The sequence below is a fragment of the Aeromonas sp. 602658 genome (assembly GCF_049173005.1).
GTDB classification, from domain to species: domain Bacteria; phylum Pseudomonadota; class Gammaproteobacteria; order Enterobacterales; family Aeromonadaceae; genus Aeromonas; species Aeromonas veronii_A.
Map to the genome: position 1 here is coordinate 65826 of NZ_JAAKRF010000004.1, position 16471 is coordinate 82296.

Annotated in this window: 12 protein-coding genes and 1 pseudogene; 5 read left to right on the forward strand and 8 right to left on the reverse strand. The window is 58.5% G+C overall.

Annotation, left to right across the window (positions count from 1 at the left end; translation table 11 throughout):
• Positions 1 to 39: 39 nt before the first annotated feature.
• A complete protein-coding gene (gene rne, locus G5253_RS05900) occupies positions 40 to 3087 on the forward strand; it encodes a ribonuclease E (RefSeq protein WP_266134663.1) in 3048 nt (1015 codons plus the stop codon).
• Here rne and G5253_RS05905 read toward each other — a convergent pair.
• From G5253_RS05905 to apbC, 6 genes and pseudogenes are all read right to left on the reverse strand, one after another.
• Complete coding sequence (locus G5253_RS05905; protein WP_421202864.1) at positions 3030 to 3311, reverse strand: hypothetical protein; 282 nt, start codon at positions 3309 to 3311, stop codon at positions 3030 to 3032. The genes rne and G5253_RS05905 overlap by 58 nt on opposite strands.
• Positions 3312 to 3533: 222 nt before the next feature.
• Positions 3534 to 4155: pseudogene (locus tag G5253_RS05910) on the reverse strand (IS3 family transposase); the annotation flags it as partial.
• Positions 4156 to 4271: 116 nt separating this feature from the next.
• Complete coding sequence (locus G5253_RS05915) at positions 4272 to 5741, reverse strand: inorganic phosphate transporter (protein WP_021230067.1); 1470 nt, start codon at positions 5739 to 5741, stop codon at positions 4272 to 4274.
• Positions 5742 to 6118: 377 nt separating this feature from the next.
• A complete protein-coding gene (gene dcd / locus G5253_RS05920; RefSeq protein WP_005336719.1) occupies positions 6119 to 6700 on the reverse strand; it encodes a dCTP deaminase in 582 nt (193 codons plus the stop codon).
• 63 nt (positions 6701 to 6763) lie between these two features.
• Positions 6764 to 7408 carry a uridine kinase gene (udk, locus tag G5253_RS05925; protein ID WP_005345570.1) on the reverse strand — a complete coding sequence of 215 codons (645 nt, stop codon included), beginning with the start codon at positions 7406 to 7408 and terminating at the stop codon, positions 6764 to 6766.
• Between the two features lie 110 nt (positions 7409 to 7518).
• Complete coding sequence (gene apbC / locus G5253_RS05930; protein ID WP_005345574.1) at positions 7519 to 8601, reverse strand: iron-sulfur cluster carrier protein ApbC; 1083 nt, start codon at positions 8599 to 8601, stop codon at positions 7519 to 7521.
• Positions 8602 to 8787: 186 nt separating this feature from the next.
• Between apbC and metG the strand changes: the two genes are divergently transcribed.
• Positions 8788 to 10821 carry a methionine--tRNA ligase gene (gene metG, locus G5253_RS05935; protein WP_026034905.1) on the forward strand — a complete coding sequence of 678 codons (2034 nt, stop codon included), beginning with the start codon at positions 8788 to 8790 and terminating at the stop codon, positions 10819 to 10821.
• Between the two features lie 137 nt (positions 10822 to 10958).
• Here metG and G5253_RS05940 read toward each other — a convergent pair whose 3' ends face one another.
• Positions 10959 to 11825, reverse strand: a complete 867-nt coding sequence (locus tag G5253_RS05940) for a CHAD domain-containing protein (protein ID WP_266134664.1) — start codon at positions 11823 to 11825, stop codon at positions 10959 to 10961.
• Positions 11826 to 11840: 15 nt separating this feature from the next.
• Positions 11841 to 12113, reverse strand: a complete 273-nt coding sequence (locus G5253_RS05945) for an acylphosphatase (RefSeq protein WP_005345583.1) — start codon at positions 12111 to 12113, stop codon at positions 11841 to 11843.
• A gap of 82 nt (positions 12114 to 12195) precedes the next feature.
• On the opposite strand from G5253_RS05945, the gene G5253_RS05950 reads away from it, so the two are divergent.
• The 3 genes from G5253_RS05950 to G5253_RS05960 all read left to right on the forward strand — a co-directional run bounded on the left by G5253_RS05950 (position 12196) and on the right by G5253_RS05960 (position 16460).
• A complete protein-coding gene (locus G5253_RS05950) occupies positions 12196 to 13626 on the forward strand; it encodes a methyl-accepting chemotaxis protein (protein ID WP_266134665.1) in 1431 nt (476 codons plus the stop codon).
• A 110-nt stretch (positions 13627 to 13736) separates the two neighbouring features.
• Positions 13737 to 14930, forward strand: a complete 1194-nt coding sequence (locus tag G5253_RS05955; protein WP_266134666.1) for a class I SAM-dependent methyltransferase — start codon at positions 13737 to 13739, stop codon at positions 14928 to 14930.
• A 345-nt stretch (positions 14931 to 15275) separates the two neighbouring features.
• Entirely contained in the window at positions 15276 to 16460 is a 1185-nt protein-coding gene (locus tag G5253_RS05960; RefSeq protein ID WP_266134667.1) for an acyltransferase family protein, read from the forward strand.
• Positions 16461 to 16471: the final 11 nt, after the last annotated feature.

Here is a 16471-nt window from a genome sequence, read left to right on the forward strand (position 1 = left end):
AGATGGAGGAAATCAAAATGACACAATAATGAGAACTCAATGAAAAGAATGCTTATCAACGCAACTCAAGAAGAGGAGTTGCGCGTAGCGCTGGTTGACGGACAACAGCTCTACGATTTGGATATTGAAAGTCCGGGACACGAGCAGAAGAAAGCGAACATTTACAAGGGTAAGATCACCCGCGTAGAACCCAGCCTTGAAGCTGCTTTTGTCGACTACGGCGCCGAGCGCCACGGTTTCCTGCCGTTGAAGGAGATCGCCCGCAATTACTTCCCCTCCGGTTACTCCTATCAGGGTCGTCCCAACATCAAAGAAGTGGTCCGCGAAGGTCAGGAAGTTATCGTCCAGATCGACAAGGAAGAGCGTGGCACCAAGGGTGCAGCCCTCACCACCTTTATCAGCTTGGCAGGTAGCTACCTGGTACTGATGCCCAACAACCCCCGTGCCGGTGGTATCTCCCGCCGCATTGAGGGTGATGAGCGGACTGAACTGAAAGAAGCCCTGAGTGGATTGACCGTGCCGGAAGGCATGGGCCTGATCGTGCGCACCGCTGGTGTTGGCAAGTCGCCGGAAGAGCTGGAATGGGATTTGAACGTTCTGCTCAACCACTGGGACTCCATCCACAAGGCCTCTCAGGAACGCGCTGCGCCGGTGCTGATCCACCAGGAAAGCAACGTCATCGTGCGTGCCATCCGTGACTATCTGCGTCGCGATGTGGGCGAGATCCTGATCGACAATCCGGTGATTTTTGAACGCGCTAAGGCCCATATCGAGCTGGTCCGTCCCGATTTCCTCAACCGTGTGAAGCTGTACAAGGGTGAAGTCGCCCTGTTCAACCACTTCCAGATTGAGAGCCAGATTGAATCAGCCTTCCAGCGTGAAGTGCGCCTCCCCTCCGGTGGCAGCATCGTTATCGATCCGACCGAAGCGCTGACCTCCATCGATATCAACTCCTCCCGCGCCACCAAGGGCGGCGATATCGAAGAGACTGCGCTGCAAACCAACCTGGAAGCGGCCGACGAAATTGCCCGTCAATTGCGTCTGCGCGATCTGGGTGGCCTGATCGTAATCGACTTCATCGACATGACCCCGGTTCGCCATCAGCGCGAAGTGGAAAACCGTCTGCGTGAAGCGGTTCATCAGGATCGTGCCCGCATCCAGCTGGGCCGGATCTCCCGTTTCGGTCTGCTGGAGATGTCTCGCCAGCGTCTGCGCCCCTCCCTCAACGAGTCCAGCAGCCATATCTGCCCCCGTTGCCAGGGTCAAGGCGTGATCCGTGACAACGAATCCCTCGCCCTGTCCATCCTGCGTCTCATCGAAGAAGAGGCCATGAAGGACAATACCGAGCAGGTTCACGGCCAGGTGCCGGTGGATGTTGCCGCCTATCTGCTTAACGAGAAGCGTGCCGCCATCGCCAGTCTGGAACAGCGCAATGATGTGCGTGTTTACATCATTCCGAACCAGCATCTGGAAACCCCGCACTACGAAGTAACCCGTATTCGTCAGAACGAGATCCCGGAAGCGGCCAGCTACGAGCTGAAAACCGAGATTGCCAAGCCGGTCTACCAACCGAAGCAAGCTCAGGTGATCGAGCGTGAGCAACCGCTGCTGCAAGGCTTTGCCCAACCGGCACAACCGGCCCCTGTTGCACCGCAACAGCCGGCGGCTCCCGTTGCTTCGGCCCCTGCCGAAGCCGGCTTCTTCAGCAAACTGATCAAAGGCATTACCGGCCTGTTCAGCAGCGATGCTGCCCCTGCCGACGTGAAAGCGCCAGCCGAGAAACCTGCTGCTCGTGAAGCACGTAAGGATGAAGGTCAACGTCACCAGCGCGAAGAAGGTCGTGGCCGTGGTCAGCGTCCTCGTCGTGACGACAATCGTGGCAACCGCAACAATGCGGAAGCTGGCGAGAAGCGTGAAGGTGGCAACCGCGAAGCCGGTGAAAACCGCAATCGCCGTCCCCGCAAAGAGCGCGAGCCTCGTCAGGAGCGTGAAGCTCGTGGCGAAGTGCGCAGCGAACCGCGTCAGGAACGTGCGCCACGTCCGGCCCGTGAACCTCGTGCTCCCCGTGAGCCGCGCGCCGAAGTCGTTGTTGACGCAGTAGATACCGTCGATGCAGCTGCTGCCCAGCCACGTCAGGAGAAAGAGCAGAAAGTAGCCGAGCGCCGCGAACGTCGTCAACTGCGCAAGCAGATCCGCGTCGATGTCGCCGCTGCTGACACCCCTGCCCTGCCGGTTGACGAAGTACCAGCGCAAGCTGAAGTGATCGATGCCACCGTGGGTAACGAGCAGGAAGAGCAGAGTGAAGGCCAGCGCCGTTCACGCCGCACTCCGCGCAGCCAGCGTATCGAAGGTCAGCGCCGCAAGCGCATCAACGAAGATGCCCGCAGCCAGCGTGACGAAGAACAGCAAGATACCACTACTCTGACCACCGCAGCCCAGGCAGATATTGCCAAAGCGCAGGTTGAAGAGCCGGTAGTGCCTGTTGTTACCATCCCAAGCGCTGAAGCCGTCGCTGCTGCCCTGCAAGCCTCTGCGGCACTGACCGAGCATGTGGTTGTCGAAGCTGTTGCTGAAGAAGCTGCCGAGCAGGCTGCTGCCCAGGTCGAAGCAACTCAAGCCGATGTGATCGCTAGCCCGGTTGTTGCAGCTGTTGCAGAAGTCGTGGTTGCAGCAGAGCCGGAAGTTGTCGTTGTCGCCGCTCCGGCTGTCGACATGGCTGCCACTGAAGTCGTTGAAACTGCTTCAGTTGTTGAAGAAGCCCCGGCTGTCAGCACTCCTGTCGTGGAAGCTGCACCGGCTGCAGTCGAAATGCCAGTTGCTGTTGTCGAAGCCCCGGCTCCTGTCGCTGCGGTTGCGGTGGAAGAGACTCCGGTCGTGACCAAACAGGTAGCTCACGGTGCTGGCCTGCTGGCTCGTGCCCGCAAAGCATCCGCGCCGATGGCAACCCCTGCCGAAGCCCCTGCCCTGCCTGCTCGTGAGCCGGTTAACTACCCGCCGCTGGTACGCAACGAAGTGAGCACATCAGGTCGTCATGGTGGCAGCACTGCCGCCGTCAACATGGCCACCTGCCCGGCCGGCCGCCCCTGATATCCACCGGTAACGACTAAATCGAGAGCCACACCATTGTGTGGCTCTTTTTTTATCTTCATGACATAGATTGCTCGAGCTTCATCGATAAGGAGTTTGGATGAGGAACCTAATGCAAATATCCTCTTGAACACCCGACTCCAGTCAGTAATACCTCGGATATGGACAAACAAATCCGCTACCGACACGCCGCATGGCATTGACCAAGCCACAGACTGGCTCATGACTCTCTCCTCTGTTTGAACCGGGAGCTTGGCGACAGCAAACTTTGTCTGTGTCGTAAAGGTTTGCTAAACCGGCTCAAGATTTTCATTCTATCTTCCGACTCGTTAAAAATGATATTCGATTTCTAGTCTGTTGGCATATAACAGCAAAGCATCGCTCAGTGCATACACAATACAAACAGGGATTAATCGGCATTACTGCGCGACGAGGAAACCCTAGACTGGGCTGCACCAGTAGCGGTACTCGGCCAATATCCGAAACAGCCTGTCCCGCCCGACCTTGAACTAGGCATCATCCTGACCCTGAAGCAGATAATGCAGCTTGCTAGTGCCGACCTGCAGTTGTCGCAGCCGAACCTGACGCACAAATCGCACCACCTGCAGCCCCTGAGCTTAGATGTCCGTCCGCAACCCGATTGCGCTTGTAGAAAGCCTGCCGGCTTATTCCCAGAAACAGGCAAGCCCTGACAATGGTCAGTCTCTCGACCTGCCGCTGCGAGAGGACTTGTCGGGTCGCTTTTTTACGATGGAAACGCCTAGTCGTTCTTCAGCACATCGACGACTTGGGCCTTCAGGCTTATCAGCGCCAGCTGCTCGAGCTCTTTGATACATTGTTGGTGCGTCTGTTTGTCGGGGTCAGGCATGGTGATGCTATTGCCGGCGGGTACAGATACCTCAGCTCCAATCTTGCCAACCATGTTTACGCAAACCACACCAGAATGGTCGAATTGCCCTGAATGCCATATCGGGCTTGTGCTTGCAGGCAGCTGAGCTCGCCTTTTTCAATCTGTTCGACCAACGCCAGTTTAAACGTCAGCGAGTCATCGCGCGGTGTCCGTTTCACACCTTATCCCATAGGACTGTTCATTTATTGGGGGGAAAGGTGTAAACCGTATTCAGGAGAGGACAGGAAACACAAAAAAGGGCCCGCAGGCCCTTTATCGAATATGGTATTGGCATTTAGCCAAACAGATGGTGGCTGACGATGAACAGGCCACCGGAGAGCAACATGGTCAGCGGCAGGGTCAGCACCCAGGCCATCAGGATGGTCTTGATAGTCTGGCTCTGCAGGCCGGATTTATTGGCAATCATGGTCCCCGCCACCGCAGAAGAGAGGATGTGGGTGGTGGACACCGGCATACCGGTCAGACTGGCGACCCCGATGGAGGTTGCAGCAGTGATCTGGGCCGCAATGCCCTGGCTGTAGGTCATGCCGGTGGTGCCGATCTTCTCGCCCACGGTATGAACGATACGACGCCAGCCCACCATGGTGCCGCAACCCAGCGCCAGCGCGATGGAGACGATCACCCAAGTCGGTGCGTATTCAGCAGTCGCGGTCAGATCCTTGCGCCATTTGGCCAGATCGGTCAGCTCCTTGGCTGGCAGCGGCAGCTTGGCAGCCTTGCGGGCGGTGTCATCGATACAGAGCAGCAGACGACGCACTTCGCGGCGGTCGGTCAGGCTCATCTGATCATAAGTACGCACGGCACCCAGACGGGCATCCAGGGTGGCCATCGCCTGCAGCACGCCATCTGCGGAGCAGTGAGTCATCAGCTCTTCCTGAGCCGTTGCCGGTGCAGAGAAGTTGATGACACCAGAGAGGGCGGACTGGTTGCGCTGGTAGATCTCCATGATGCGCTGGTTGGCATCCTGGGTCCGGTCCAGATCATAGGCGCGGCTGTTCATGTCCAGTGCGAAATAGGCAGGCGCCATACAGATCAGCACCAGCATCACCAGACCGATGCCCTTCTGGCCATCGTTGGAGCCGTGTACGAAGCTGACGCCCATGGCCGAGGCCACCAGGGTCAGACGCGCCCAGAATGGCGGGTGCTTCTTGCCATCCACCAGCTGACGCTCTTCCGGTGTTTTGTGGATCTTGTTGCTGGTCCAGATGCGTTTCATTGCCAGCAGCAGCAGTGCCGCGATGATGAAACCTATGGTGGGAGAGATGATGAGGGAAAGCATGATGTCGATCGCTTTGCCCACGTTGATCCCTTCTGTCACCGGTTTATGGGTGATCCAGGCATAGGCGCCGCCTACCCCCAGAATGGAACCGATCAAGGTATGTGAACTGGAGGCCGGGATCCCGAAGAACCAGGTGCCCAGGTTCCACACGATGGCGGAAAACAGCAAGGAGAAGACCATGATCAACCCTTGGGTGGAATCCATCCCAAGCAGCAGGTCGATGGGCAGCAGATGGACAATGGCATAGGCCACACCCAGACCGCCGAACATGACACCAAAAAAGTTGAAGATCCCCGATGCAACGACCGCCAGGTGAGCTGGCATCGCCTTGGTATAGATAACCGTTGCTACCGCGTTGGCGGTATCGTGAAAGCCGTTGATAAATTCATAGGCAAGCACAAAAAAAACGGCCAATACCAAACCGATTGACCACCACAAACCCAAACCACTAAACATTTCAAACATAAAAAAAAGCCTGTTTATGAGTTGCGGCGGATTATGCCAGATGGCGGCCAACACCATAGCCACCATTGAAATATTTCAGCCATAAAAAAAAAGAGCTTTTTGGAAAAAAATATCCTAGAGCCAGTCCTCATGCGGCTTGCCATCGATTAATTAAAGCCACCAATGATTGCGGGAAAGGGCAAAAATAGCTGACAATCAAGCCAATAATTTCATTTTTATGACATTTTTATGACAGAAAAACGGGCAGAAGTGGTGATAAAACGTCCCTGCCCCACCAATCTCATCCGACCAGCACCATCAACCCCATATCCGTTTGATTCCAGATGCAAAAAGGGAGCACCTTGTGCTCCCTTGAATCGTTGCCGTGTTGCCAGTTATCAGTCCTGATTGATACGACTGGCAACGGCGCCCTGCTGGCTCTTGTACTTGGCATTTTCCCGCTTGTTGTAGGGACGGGCTGCGACGCCGGAAAGCATCTCGAAGTTCAAGGCGCCGATCTTCATCTTCGGGCGCAGCGCCAGCGGCAGCTTGCCGCCGTTGTAGAACTCCAGCACGATGCGACCGGACCAACCCGGATCGATGCGGTGCGCGGTCACGTGCACCATCAGACCCAGGCGCGCCAATGAAGAACGGCCATCCAGCCAGCCGACGATATCGGCAGGCAGGGTGACGGATTCGTAGGTCACCGCCAGCGCCAGCTGACCCGGGTGAAGGTAGAAGGCTTCGCCATCGGGGATGTGGATCTCGTCACTCATCACCCGATCGATGGCATCAGCCATCTCGCTGCTCGGGCCGCTCAGGTCGATATAGGGCGCGGTATGATCGCGAAACACCCGAAACTCGTTACCCAGCAGCACATCGACACTGACACCACTGATCCGCTCTACCCCGGGCCGTGGCTCAATGACGATCTTGCCTTCATCCAGATGGCGTTCAATATCGGTATCACACAGACGCATTGGGCGACTCTCCTGACAAATTGTGCTTTTAAAAAAGCCGGGCATCACCCGGCTTGTTTCATCTTAACCAATCAACATGTGGCGAATACGCGCCTTGAGCATGTCGATGGCGATGCGGTTCTTGCCACCACGGGGCACGATCACATCGGCATACTGTTTGGACGGCTCGATAAACTGCAGGAACATCGGACGCACCGTCTTCTGGTACTGCTTGAGCACGGAGTCCATAGTACGGCCACGCTCTTGCACATCACGCACCAGACGGCGCAGCAGGCAGATGTCGAGCGGAGTATCCATGAAGATGGAGGCGTCCATCAGATCCCGCAGACGGCTGTCGGTCAGCAGCAGGATCCCTTCCAGAATGATCACTCGGCGCGGGGCAAACGGGGTCACTTCGCTCATCCGGGTGTGTTCGGTGTAGGAGTACTGGGGAATGGCAACCGCGTCACCTTTGACCAGCTGGCTAAGGTGCTGTACCAGCAGGTCGTGATCCAGCGCGTTGGGGTGGTCATAGTTGGTCTTGACCCGCTCTTCCATGGTCAGGTGGGTCTGATCACGATAGTAGCAATCTTCGGTGATCACACCAATCTGACCTGCGCCCAGTTCGGCCACCAGCTCTTCATAAATGGTCTGGGCTATAAGACTTTTGCCAGACGCAGATGCGCCCGCAATACCGATGATCACACACGAATGTTGAGTATCAGACATGACAAATACCTAAAAGAGAAGAGCAGTGGGGATGGTTTAAACCGATCCATTATATAAAAAAGGGTGGGTCATGCCCACCCTCAATTCCCTTTCAAGTGACCGACCGCCGATTATTCATCCAGCGCCATGGCATAGAGGGGGGTCGCAATCGGTTTTGCGCTGAAAAAGAGTTCAGCCCCTACCCTGCGCGCCAGCTTCAAATAAGCCTGAGCCAGGCTTCCTTCCGGTGCACCGAACACCGTCGGACAGCCATCATCCATGTGTTGGCGGATGTCGATGTGCAGCGGCAGCTGGCCAAGCAGCGCCACTTGATACTGCTCTGCCATCTTCTGGCCGCCACCGGTACCGAACAGCGGCTCATGGTGACCGCAGGCGCTGCAGACGTGATAACTCATGTTCTCGATGATGCCAAGCACCGGCACATTGACCTTGTTGAACATGGCGATCCCCTTGCGGGCATCGGCCAGCGCCACATCCTGCGGCGTGGTGACGATCACTGCCGCCGACGTCGGCACCTGCTGGGCCATGGTGAGCTGGATGTCGCCAGTACCCGGCGGCATGTCTACTACCAGATAATCCACCTCGCCCCAGCGGGTCTCGTGGAGGATCTGCGCCAGCGCCTTGCTCGCCATCGGGCCGCGCCAGATGGTGGCATCCTGCTCCGAGACCAGATAGCCGATGCTGTTGCTCTTGAGACCGCAGGCCATCACCGGCTCCATCAGCTTGCCGTCATGACTGACTGGGCGCTCCTTGAGGGTGCCCATCATGGTGGGAATGGAAGGGCCATAGATATCGGCATCGAGAATAGCGACCCGCGCCCCCTCTTTTTGCAGCGCCAGCGCCAGATTGACTGCGGTGGTGGACTTGCCTACCCCGCCCTTGCCGGAAGCAACCACGATGATGTTGCGAATGCCCTGCACGGCATTGAGGCCCTGCGCCCGCGGCATGCTGGCGACGTCAATCTCCAGTGCCCAGTCGATACGGGCAGCGCCGGTGGCACTACGCAGCCTGGCATCGTAGTTCTCTTTGAGCTGATCGAGCAGCGAGAGACCGGCAAACGGCAAGACCAGCCGGATAGTAAGCCCCTGACCCTGATTGATGATCTCGCGAACGAATCCGGCATCCACCAGATCCTTGTGCCAGCCTGCTGGCTTAAATTCGGCGAGGATCTGTTTTACTGAATCAATCACCATTAACTCCTCATTATCTTGTCATTATCTTGAGGTGAACGGTTACCGCACACAAATCAGTGGTTTGCCTGCCATCGTAACAGCAGGTGCTGCCAAGGTTGGCATAGCCACAACCCTAGGCAGGCTACCCCCAATTCGGGTAACATGCACGGCACTCTATCATCCCAACAAGCACATCAAGAACGTAATATGGCAACTGATCCTCGTAAAATGCTGGTAACCTGCGCCCTCCCCTATGCCAATGGCTCCATCCATCTTGGCCACATGCTGGAACATATCCAGGCCGATATCTGGGTTCGTTATCAGCGAATGCGCGGTCATCAGGTGCACTTCATCTGTGCCGATGATGCCCACGGCACCCCGATCATGCTCAAGGCACAGCAGATGGGGATCACCCCGGAAGAGATGATTGCCGCTGTCTCCAAGGAGCACCAGGCCGATTTCGCCGGGTTCAACATCAGCTTTGACAACTATCACTCCACCCACAGCGACGAAAACCGTGAGCTGGCGGAGTTGATCTACGGCCGCCTGAAAAATGGTGGCTTTATCAAGAGCCGCACCATCTCCCAGCTGTTCGATCCGGAAAAATCCATGTTCCTGCCGGACCGTTTCGTCAAGGGGACCTGCCCCAAGTGCAAGTCTCCGGAGCAGTATGGCGACAACTGTGACAGCTGCGGCGCCACCTACAGCCCGACCGAGCTGATCGATCCGAAATCTGCCGTCTCCGGCGCCACTCCGGTAATGAAGGACTCCGAGCACTTCTTCTTCGACCTGCCGCAGTTTGAAAAATGGCTCTCTGAGTGGGTACGTGGCTCCGGCGCCATTCAGGAAGAGATGGCCAACAAGATGCAGGAGTGGTTCGAAAGCGGCTTGCAGCAGTGGGACATCACCCGTGATGCCCCCTACTTCGGGTTCGAAATTCCCGGCGCGCCGGGCAAGTACTTCTATGTCTGGCTGGATGCCCCCATCGGTTACATGGCTTCCTTCAAGAACCTGTGCAACAAGCGTGGCGATATCGACTTTGACAGCTACTGGAAAGCTGACTCCGACGCCGAGCTCTACCACTTCATCGGCAAGGACATCGCCTACTTCCACTGCCTGTTCTGGCCGTCCATGCTGGAAGGAGCCAACTTCCGCAAGCCGACCAAGGTCAACGTGCACGGCTATGTGACCGTCAACGGCGCCAAGATGTCCAAATCCAAGGGCACCTTTATCAAGGCATCCACCTACCTGAACCACCTGGATCCGGAGTGCCTGCGTTACTACTACGCCGCCAAGCTCAACAGCCGCATCGACGATCTGGACCTGAACCTCGAAGATTTCGTGCAGCGCGTCAACGCTGACGTGGTCAACAAGCTGGTTAACCTCGCCTCCCGCAACGCCGGTTTTATCGCCAAGCGTTTTGGCGGCAAGCTGGCGGCAACCTGCGCCGAACCCGAGCTCTACGCCGAATTCGCCAATGCTCGTACCGCCATTGCCGAGGCTTATGAGAGCCGCGAATTCAGCCGCGCCATCCGCGAAATCATGGCGCTGGCCGACAAGGCCAACCGCTACGTGGACGACAAGGCTCCTTGGGTTATCGCCAAGCAGGAAGGCGCTGATGCCGAGCTGCAGGCTGTCTGCTCCGTCGGCATCAACCTGTTCCGCGTGCTGATGGCCTACCTCAAGCCCGTCATGCCGCTGCTGGCCGAGCGTGCCGAAGCCTTCCTGGCCGAAACCCTCAGCTGGGATGGCATCGAGATGCCGCTGGTCGATCACACCGTTGCCCCGTTCAAGGCCCTCTTCTCCCGCATCGAGCCGGCGAAGATTGAAGCCATGATCGAGGCATCCAAGGAAGACCTGGCCAAGGAGCAGGCACCGAAAGTGACCGGCCCGCTGGCTGATGACCCCATCAGCGAAACCATCACCTATGACGATTTTGCCAAGATTGACCTGCGCGTCGCGCTGATCAAGAAGGCCGAAGCGGTACCGGAAGCCGAGAAGCTGCTCAAGCTGCAACTGGATATCGGCGGCGAAACCCGTCAGGTGTTTGCCGGTATCAAGTCCGCTTACAACCCGGAAGATCTGGAAGGCAAGCTGACCGTGATGGTGGCCAACCTGGCGCCGCGCAAGATGCGTTTCGGCATGTCCGAAGGCATGGTGCTGGCCGCAGGCCCGGGCGGCAAGGATCTCTGGATCCTGGAGCCGCAGGAAGGCGCCCAGCCTGGTATGCGCGTCAAGTAAGCGTATCGCTGACTGCGACCACAGCGAGATAGAAGAAGAGAGGCCAAACGGCCTCTCTTTTTTGTCTCACCTGTTTGGCCTGGTTAGTTTTTGTAGATGCTGGTCGCGGATGACTTTCGTAGATTGCGGCCTCGAGGCTATCCACCGCTTGACTTGGTGGACGATACATTTTGTTCTGAATACCTGACCACCCGACTTGCCATGTCATCCACGTTGTGGCCTGCCTGCATCGCCAGTTTGAGCGCCACCAGCTCTGCCTGCTGGCAGTCCAGTTGACGCAAACGGGCGGTGATCTTCCCCTTCAACTGCTGCCGCAGTTTCGTCTGCTTGAGGGTGTTCCCCTGCTCTGCTCGCAACCTCCGCCGCCATTGACGCCAATCCTGCAACTGGCCGAGTCGCTCCTGCCAGTGAGTCAGGGTGCTCAACCAGCCGGGATCTCCACTCCCCAGATCCAGCAACAATTCCACGCCATAACGGGCCTGCTTGATCTCGAGGCGTAGCCGATGCCAGCGGCGCAACTGTTGCTGACGGGAGCTGGCAGATTTCCCAACGCAGGGAATAGGTTCATCGAGAGTGCTCTGCGCCTCATCAAGGCGCAGGGCCAGATGCTGCTGATAGAAGAACGCCAATGCCCGCGCATCCGGCACCTGCACCACCGCCGCGAGCCAGCGGGCCAGTCGCCTCGACAACAGGGGCACGCGACAGGCCGATTTGTGGGTATTACCAGTGCTGGCAGGCGGCTTGCCAAAACGCTCGGCGTAGACCTGAGCATCCCTCAGCGCCGAGAGCCGCCCGACCGAGCGCAACAGACGCCGCTCCAGCTCGGGATGATAGGTGAGTGGCCGCCACAGGGCGAGCAGCGCCAGCAAGCGGCGCGCCGCGATACGGTAGCCATGCACGGCCGGTTCGCTGGCCTCTTCGCGCACCGCTCGCGCCGCCTCCTGATAACGGGCGACCCAGCTTGTTGCCTGAGTCAGCAACAGACCTTCCTTGTCAGCGTCCATCTCGTCTCCGCCCCTTCAGTTGGTGTGAAAGCCCTGACCGGTGGGCGGCAGCGCCTCTTCATACTCCATCCGGGTCACCCGAGCGGTGCGCGGGCCATGTTCCAGCCAACCCAGCATCATCTGCACCCCCTGCGCGGGGCCGCTGATGAGGATCTCCACCGAGCCATCCTCCAGGTTGTAGGCATGGCCCCGCAAACCCAGTTGCAGCGCCCGCTCACGGGTGAAATAGCGAAATCCCACCCCCTGCACCTGCCCCCACACCCGAATGACAAACGATTGCTCTCCCATTTCTCACACCTTCCGCTTAAGAAAAAAATTCCCGAGACGATAATGTGCCCGACACTCTATCTCTGCAGGATGCAGCTCCATTATGAAAGAAGTTAAATTCCGGTGGGTTGACCGCTATCTCATTCACCTCACCATCAGTGAAAAATTCCATATCGCGTTCTGGTTACCTCTCTTCATCATCGCCTTTCTCAGCTGGTATATGCTGGCGGCCAGCCATCAGCAGGAGATCTCCCTGCGGGTAGCGCACTTGCAACAACGGGTCGAAACCACGGCGCAGCTGGTCAGCCAGCAGCCAACGCTCACTCTGCCAGCCGATCTACGCATCCAGCCACAAGGGGTGAGCGGGCTCGAACAGCAGGGCGATCGCTACCGCTTCACCGCACCAGCGGGTCAGGCAGGCTACGTCACCGGTGATCTCGATACCAGCAACCTCTCAATGTGGGAGGGTCAGGGCTCGACCCTGCTCCTGATCGGCGCGCTGGCCGCCCTGATGGCGCTGGTGATCCACTACATGATGACCTTTGTCTCCGGTGCGCTCTACTCCACCAACAAGGCGCTGCAAACCGTGGCGGACGGCGATCTCACGTTCCGACTCAACTTCTTCCCGGTGCGGGACGAGTTCTCCACCCTGGCGGGCAGCATCGACCGCTTTACCGACCGCCAGCACCAGATCGTCAAACTGGTGGAAGAATCTGCCGAAGCGCTGACCATGGCCGCCGACGAGTTTCGTGACCATGCCCGCGAAGGCGAGACCATGGCGCGTTCCCAGCGCCAGCACATGGATTCACTGGCCACTGCCATGGAGCAGATGTCGGCGGCGATCCGCGAAGTGGCGCGCAATGCCAACGACACCCTGCAGCAGACCCGCCAGTCGAGCGAAGAGGCGGCCAATGGTGCCAACCGGGTAGCCCGCACCATAGAGGCGATCCGTACCCTGGCCGACGAAATTGGCAACGCCTCCGGCGCGGTCGAGCGGCTCACCCACAACGCCAACCGGATCAACGAGGTGGTCAACGTCATCAACGCCATCTCCCAGCAGACCAACTTGTTGGCCCTCAACGCCGCTATCGAAGCGGCCCGTGCCGGTGAGCAGGGTCGCGGCTTTGCGGTGGTAGCTGATGAGGTGCGTACCCTCGCCAGCCGTACCCAGCAGGCGACGGTGGAGATCCAGCAGATGATCGAAGAGCTGCAGACCGGTACCGGGGCGCTGAACGAGATCATGGAGAAAACCGTGGGGCGCGCGGCCAGCAGCCAGCAACTCATCAGCGAGGTGGGGCTCGATATCGAGAAGCTGAGCAATCACAGCGATGCGGTACTGGAGATGAGTACCCAGATCGCCACTTCCAGCGAAGAGCAGAGCTCGGTGGCCGCCGAGATCACCCACAATCTGGATCAGGTACGCCATGAAGCAGCGCAGGTGGAGGAGTCTGCCAGCGCCTCGGTGGCTGGCACGCAGGGGCTGAAAGCCACCGCTAGCGAGCTGACCCGGGCACTCAAGGGGATCCGGATCTGATCTGTCAGTCACATCCGGTTCGGGCACGCTGACGCACCGGGCCGTTTGAGTTTTACCTGCGGGCCACATAGAATGTGGCCCCTTTTCTTTTGACCATCTGGCAAACATCCATGAGCGCTTCCATCTATCTCGTCAAAGGCCGCGAAAAATCCCTGCTGCGTCGCCACCCCTGGATCTTCTCCAAGGGGATCGAGCGGGTTCAGGGCAACCCCATTGACGGCGATACCGTCGAGATCCTCACCCATGACGGCAAATGGCTCGCTCGTGGCGCCTGGTCGGGCAGCTCCCAGATCCGTGCCCGGGTCTGGACCTTCGACAAGGATGAGACCGTCGATCTCGACTTCTTTATCCGTCGTCTCAAATACGCACAAGAGTCCCGCGACGGGCTCATCAAGCGTCAGGGCCTCACCGGTTATCGCCTCTGCGCCGCCGAATCCGACGGTCTGCCGGGTCTGACCATCGATCGTTACGCCGATTTTCTGGTGTGCCAAATTCTCTCCGCCGGTGCCGAGTTCCAGCGTGAGCTGATAACGCAGGCACTGCGTACCCTCTACCCCGAGTGCAGCATCTATGAGCGCTCCGACGTGGCAGTGCGCAAGAAGGAAGGGCTGAAAGAGCGCACCGGTGTCATCTATGGCGAGACCCCGAACGAACCGGTGGTCATCGAGGAGAATGGCGGCGTCAAGATCCTGGTGGATATTCGCAACGGCCACAAAACCGGTTTCTATCTTGATCAGCGGGATAACCGTCAGGCTGCCGCCAAGTACACCGAAGGCAAGCGGGTGCTCAACTGCTTCTGCTACACCGGTGGGTTTGGCGTTTATGCCCTCAAGGGCGGCGCCAAAGAGGTGGTCAACGTCGATCTCTCCCAGAATGCACTGGATATCGCCCGCCAGAATGCCGAGCTGAACGGGCTGGATACCAGCAACACCCAGTTTGTCCGTCACGACGTGTTCAAGCTGCTGCGTGAATATCGCGAGAAGGGCGAGAAGTTCGATGTCATCGTGCTGGACCCGCCTAAATTTGCCGAGAGCAAGGCGCAGCTGCTGGGGGCCTGCCGCGGCTACAAGGACATCAACATGCTGGCGTTCCAGCTGTTGGCGCCGGGTGGCGTGCTCTTGACCTACTCCTGCTCCGGCCTGATGGAGCAGAGCCTGTTCCAGAAGATCGTTGCCGATGCAGCGCTCGATGCCGGTCGCGATGCCCAGATCCAGGAGCTGCTCTCCCAGGCATCTGATCACCCCATCGGTACCGCCTATCCGGAAGGCTTCTACCTCAAGGGTCTGGTGGTACGCGCCCGCTGATCGGCAACCACCCTCCCCTTGTGATCAATCAGGCCCCTTGCGGGCCTGATTGTTTTGCTTTACGCCTATAGACCCGCCCCTTGCTCCGTTGACCACCCTCTCTGCTTTATGGGTGTTCTCTCTCCTCCTCTTTCCCTGCCTGTGTCCCACGTCTTTATCTGTTTAAATTTTTTTGCACAATGACTGCACATTTATGATTTAAATCACACCCGTATGACTCTCTTTTCCGTAGTGTGATCCCGCCTGCGGCAGCCAAGCCGGGGCAACCGTACCATCAAGAGTGATGGACGGTACAACAACAAAAATCGATGTCAGGCCAAGCTGAACATCACAAGGGATCCCGTTATGAATCAATCATTGCCGCTGTTAACGCCGCTGCGGGGCATCGCTGCCCTGATGGTGGTGCTGTTCCATGCCCGCTTGCTGCTCTTTCCCCAGTGGATGGAGTCGATCGCAGGCCACACCCAGCTCATCGAGAATGGCTACCTCTGGGTCGACCTGTTCTTTATTTTGAGCGGCGTGGTGCTGGCCCATGTCTATGGCGAGGCCTTCACCCGCACGCCCCGCACCGTGAGCTATGGCCGTTTTCTCTGGCTGCGGCTGACCCGTGTCTACCCCCTCTACCTCGTCACCCTGCTGCTGCTGGTCGGCTGGGAGCTTTACAAGGCGCAGCACGGGGTGGGCTTCTACGCCGGCCCCTTGTTCAAGATGTGGGAGTGGGAAGGGATGCCCCCCTTCGGCTCCCCCTTCACCCCGGCCGAGGCGTTGCCGAGCGCCTTCCTGCTGCTACAGGTGGTAACCGATCACGGGTTGACCTGGAACTTCGCCGCCTGGTCGCTCAGCGTGGAGTGGATCAGCTACCTGCTGTTCCCGCTGCTGATTCCGCTGGCGGTCACCCGCAGTCGCTGGAGCCATCTCGCCCCCCTGCTGGCGCTGACGGTGCTGGCCTTTATCGTGCACAGTCGCGGCACCCTGGATGTCACCAGCGGCGCGCTGGCGGTGGGGCGCGGGGTGAGTGAATTTGTGCTCGGCCTCTGGCTGCTGCCGAGGGTCAAGGCCGCGCAAGGCTTGCCCATGATGAAGCATGATCTGCCGCTGCTGGTCGCCTTTGTGCTGCCTTTCGCGCTGATGCAGTTCACCATGACGCCACCACTGACACTGCTGCTGATCGCCTCCTACGTGCTGCTGATCTGGATTGCCGCCTGCCAGGGCAATCGCCAAAGCCCGCTGCTGCACCTCATGGATAACCGCTTCACCAACTGGCTGGGGGATCTCTCCTACTCCATCTACCTGCTCCATGCGCTGGTGCTGCTCACCGGCTGCGAGCTTATCCACTATCTGGCGCCGGGGATCACCGAGTGGTGGTATGGCCAGACCAACCCGCTGCTGGGGGTAGTGGCAACCTTGCTGATGCTGGCGGTGCTGATCGGGCTTTCGGCGTTGAGCTACAACCTGCTGGAGCGACCACTGCAACGGCGCCTGCGCCGCTGGGGCAAGTCACGGCAACCGGCGCTGGAGCAAGCCGGATAAGCTAATCTCGC

What these genes read in the sequence shown, in the direction of transcription:
- dcd (WP_005336719.1), bottom strand. Translation starts at nt 6,700, where the DNA reads ATGCGTCTGTGTGATACCGATATTGAACGCCATCTGGATGAAGGCAAG.
- G5253_RS05905 (WP_421202864.1), bottom strand. Translation starts at nt 3,311, where the DNA reads ATGAGCCAGTCTGTGGCTTGGTCAATGCCATGCGGCGTGTCGGTAGCG.
- G5253_RS05940 (WP_266134664.1), bottom strand. Translation starts at nt 11,825, where the DNA reads ATGGACGCTGACAAGGAAGGTCTGTTGCTGACTCAGGCAACAAGCTGG.
- G5253_RS05960 (WP_266134667.1), top strand. Translation starts at nt 15,276, where the DNA reads ATGAATCAATCATTGCCGCTGTTAACGCCGCTGCGGGGCATCGCTGCC.
- rne (WP_266134663.1), top strand. Translation starts at nt 40, where the DNA reads ATGAAAAGAATGCTTATCAACGCAACTCAAGAAGAGGAGTTGCGCGTA.
- metG (WP_026034905.1), top strand. Translation starts at nt 8,788, where the DNA reads ATGGCAACTGATCCTCGTAAAATGCTGGTAACCTGCGCCCTCCCCTAT.
- udk (WP_005345570.1), bottom strand. Translation starts at nt 7,408, where the DNA reads ATGTCTGATACTCAACATTCGTGTGTGATCATCGGTATTGCGGGCGCA.
- apbC (WP_005345574.1), bottom strand. Translation starts at nt 8,601, where the DNA reads ATGGTGATTGATTCAGTAAAACAGATCCTCGCCGAATTTAAGCCAGCA.
- G5253_RS05955 (WP_266134666.1), top strand. Translation starts at nt 13,737, where the DNA reads ATGAGCGCTTCCATCTATCTCGTCAAAGGCCGCGAAAAATCCCTGCTG.
- G5253_RS05915 (WP_021230067.1), bottom strand. Translation starts at nt 5,741, where the DNA reads ATGTTTGAAATGTTTAGTGGTTTGGGTTTGTGGTGGTCAATCGGTTTG.
- G5253_RS05950 (WP_266134665.1), top strand. Translation starts at nt 12,196, where the DNA reads ATGAAAGAAGTTAAATTCCGGTGGGTTGACCGCTATCTCATTCACCTC.
- G5253_RS05945 (WP_005345583.1), bottom strand. Translation starts at nt 12,113, where the DNA reads ATGGGAGAGCAATCGTTTGTCATTCGGGTGTGGGGGCAGGTGCAGGGG.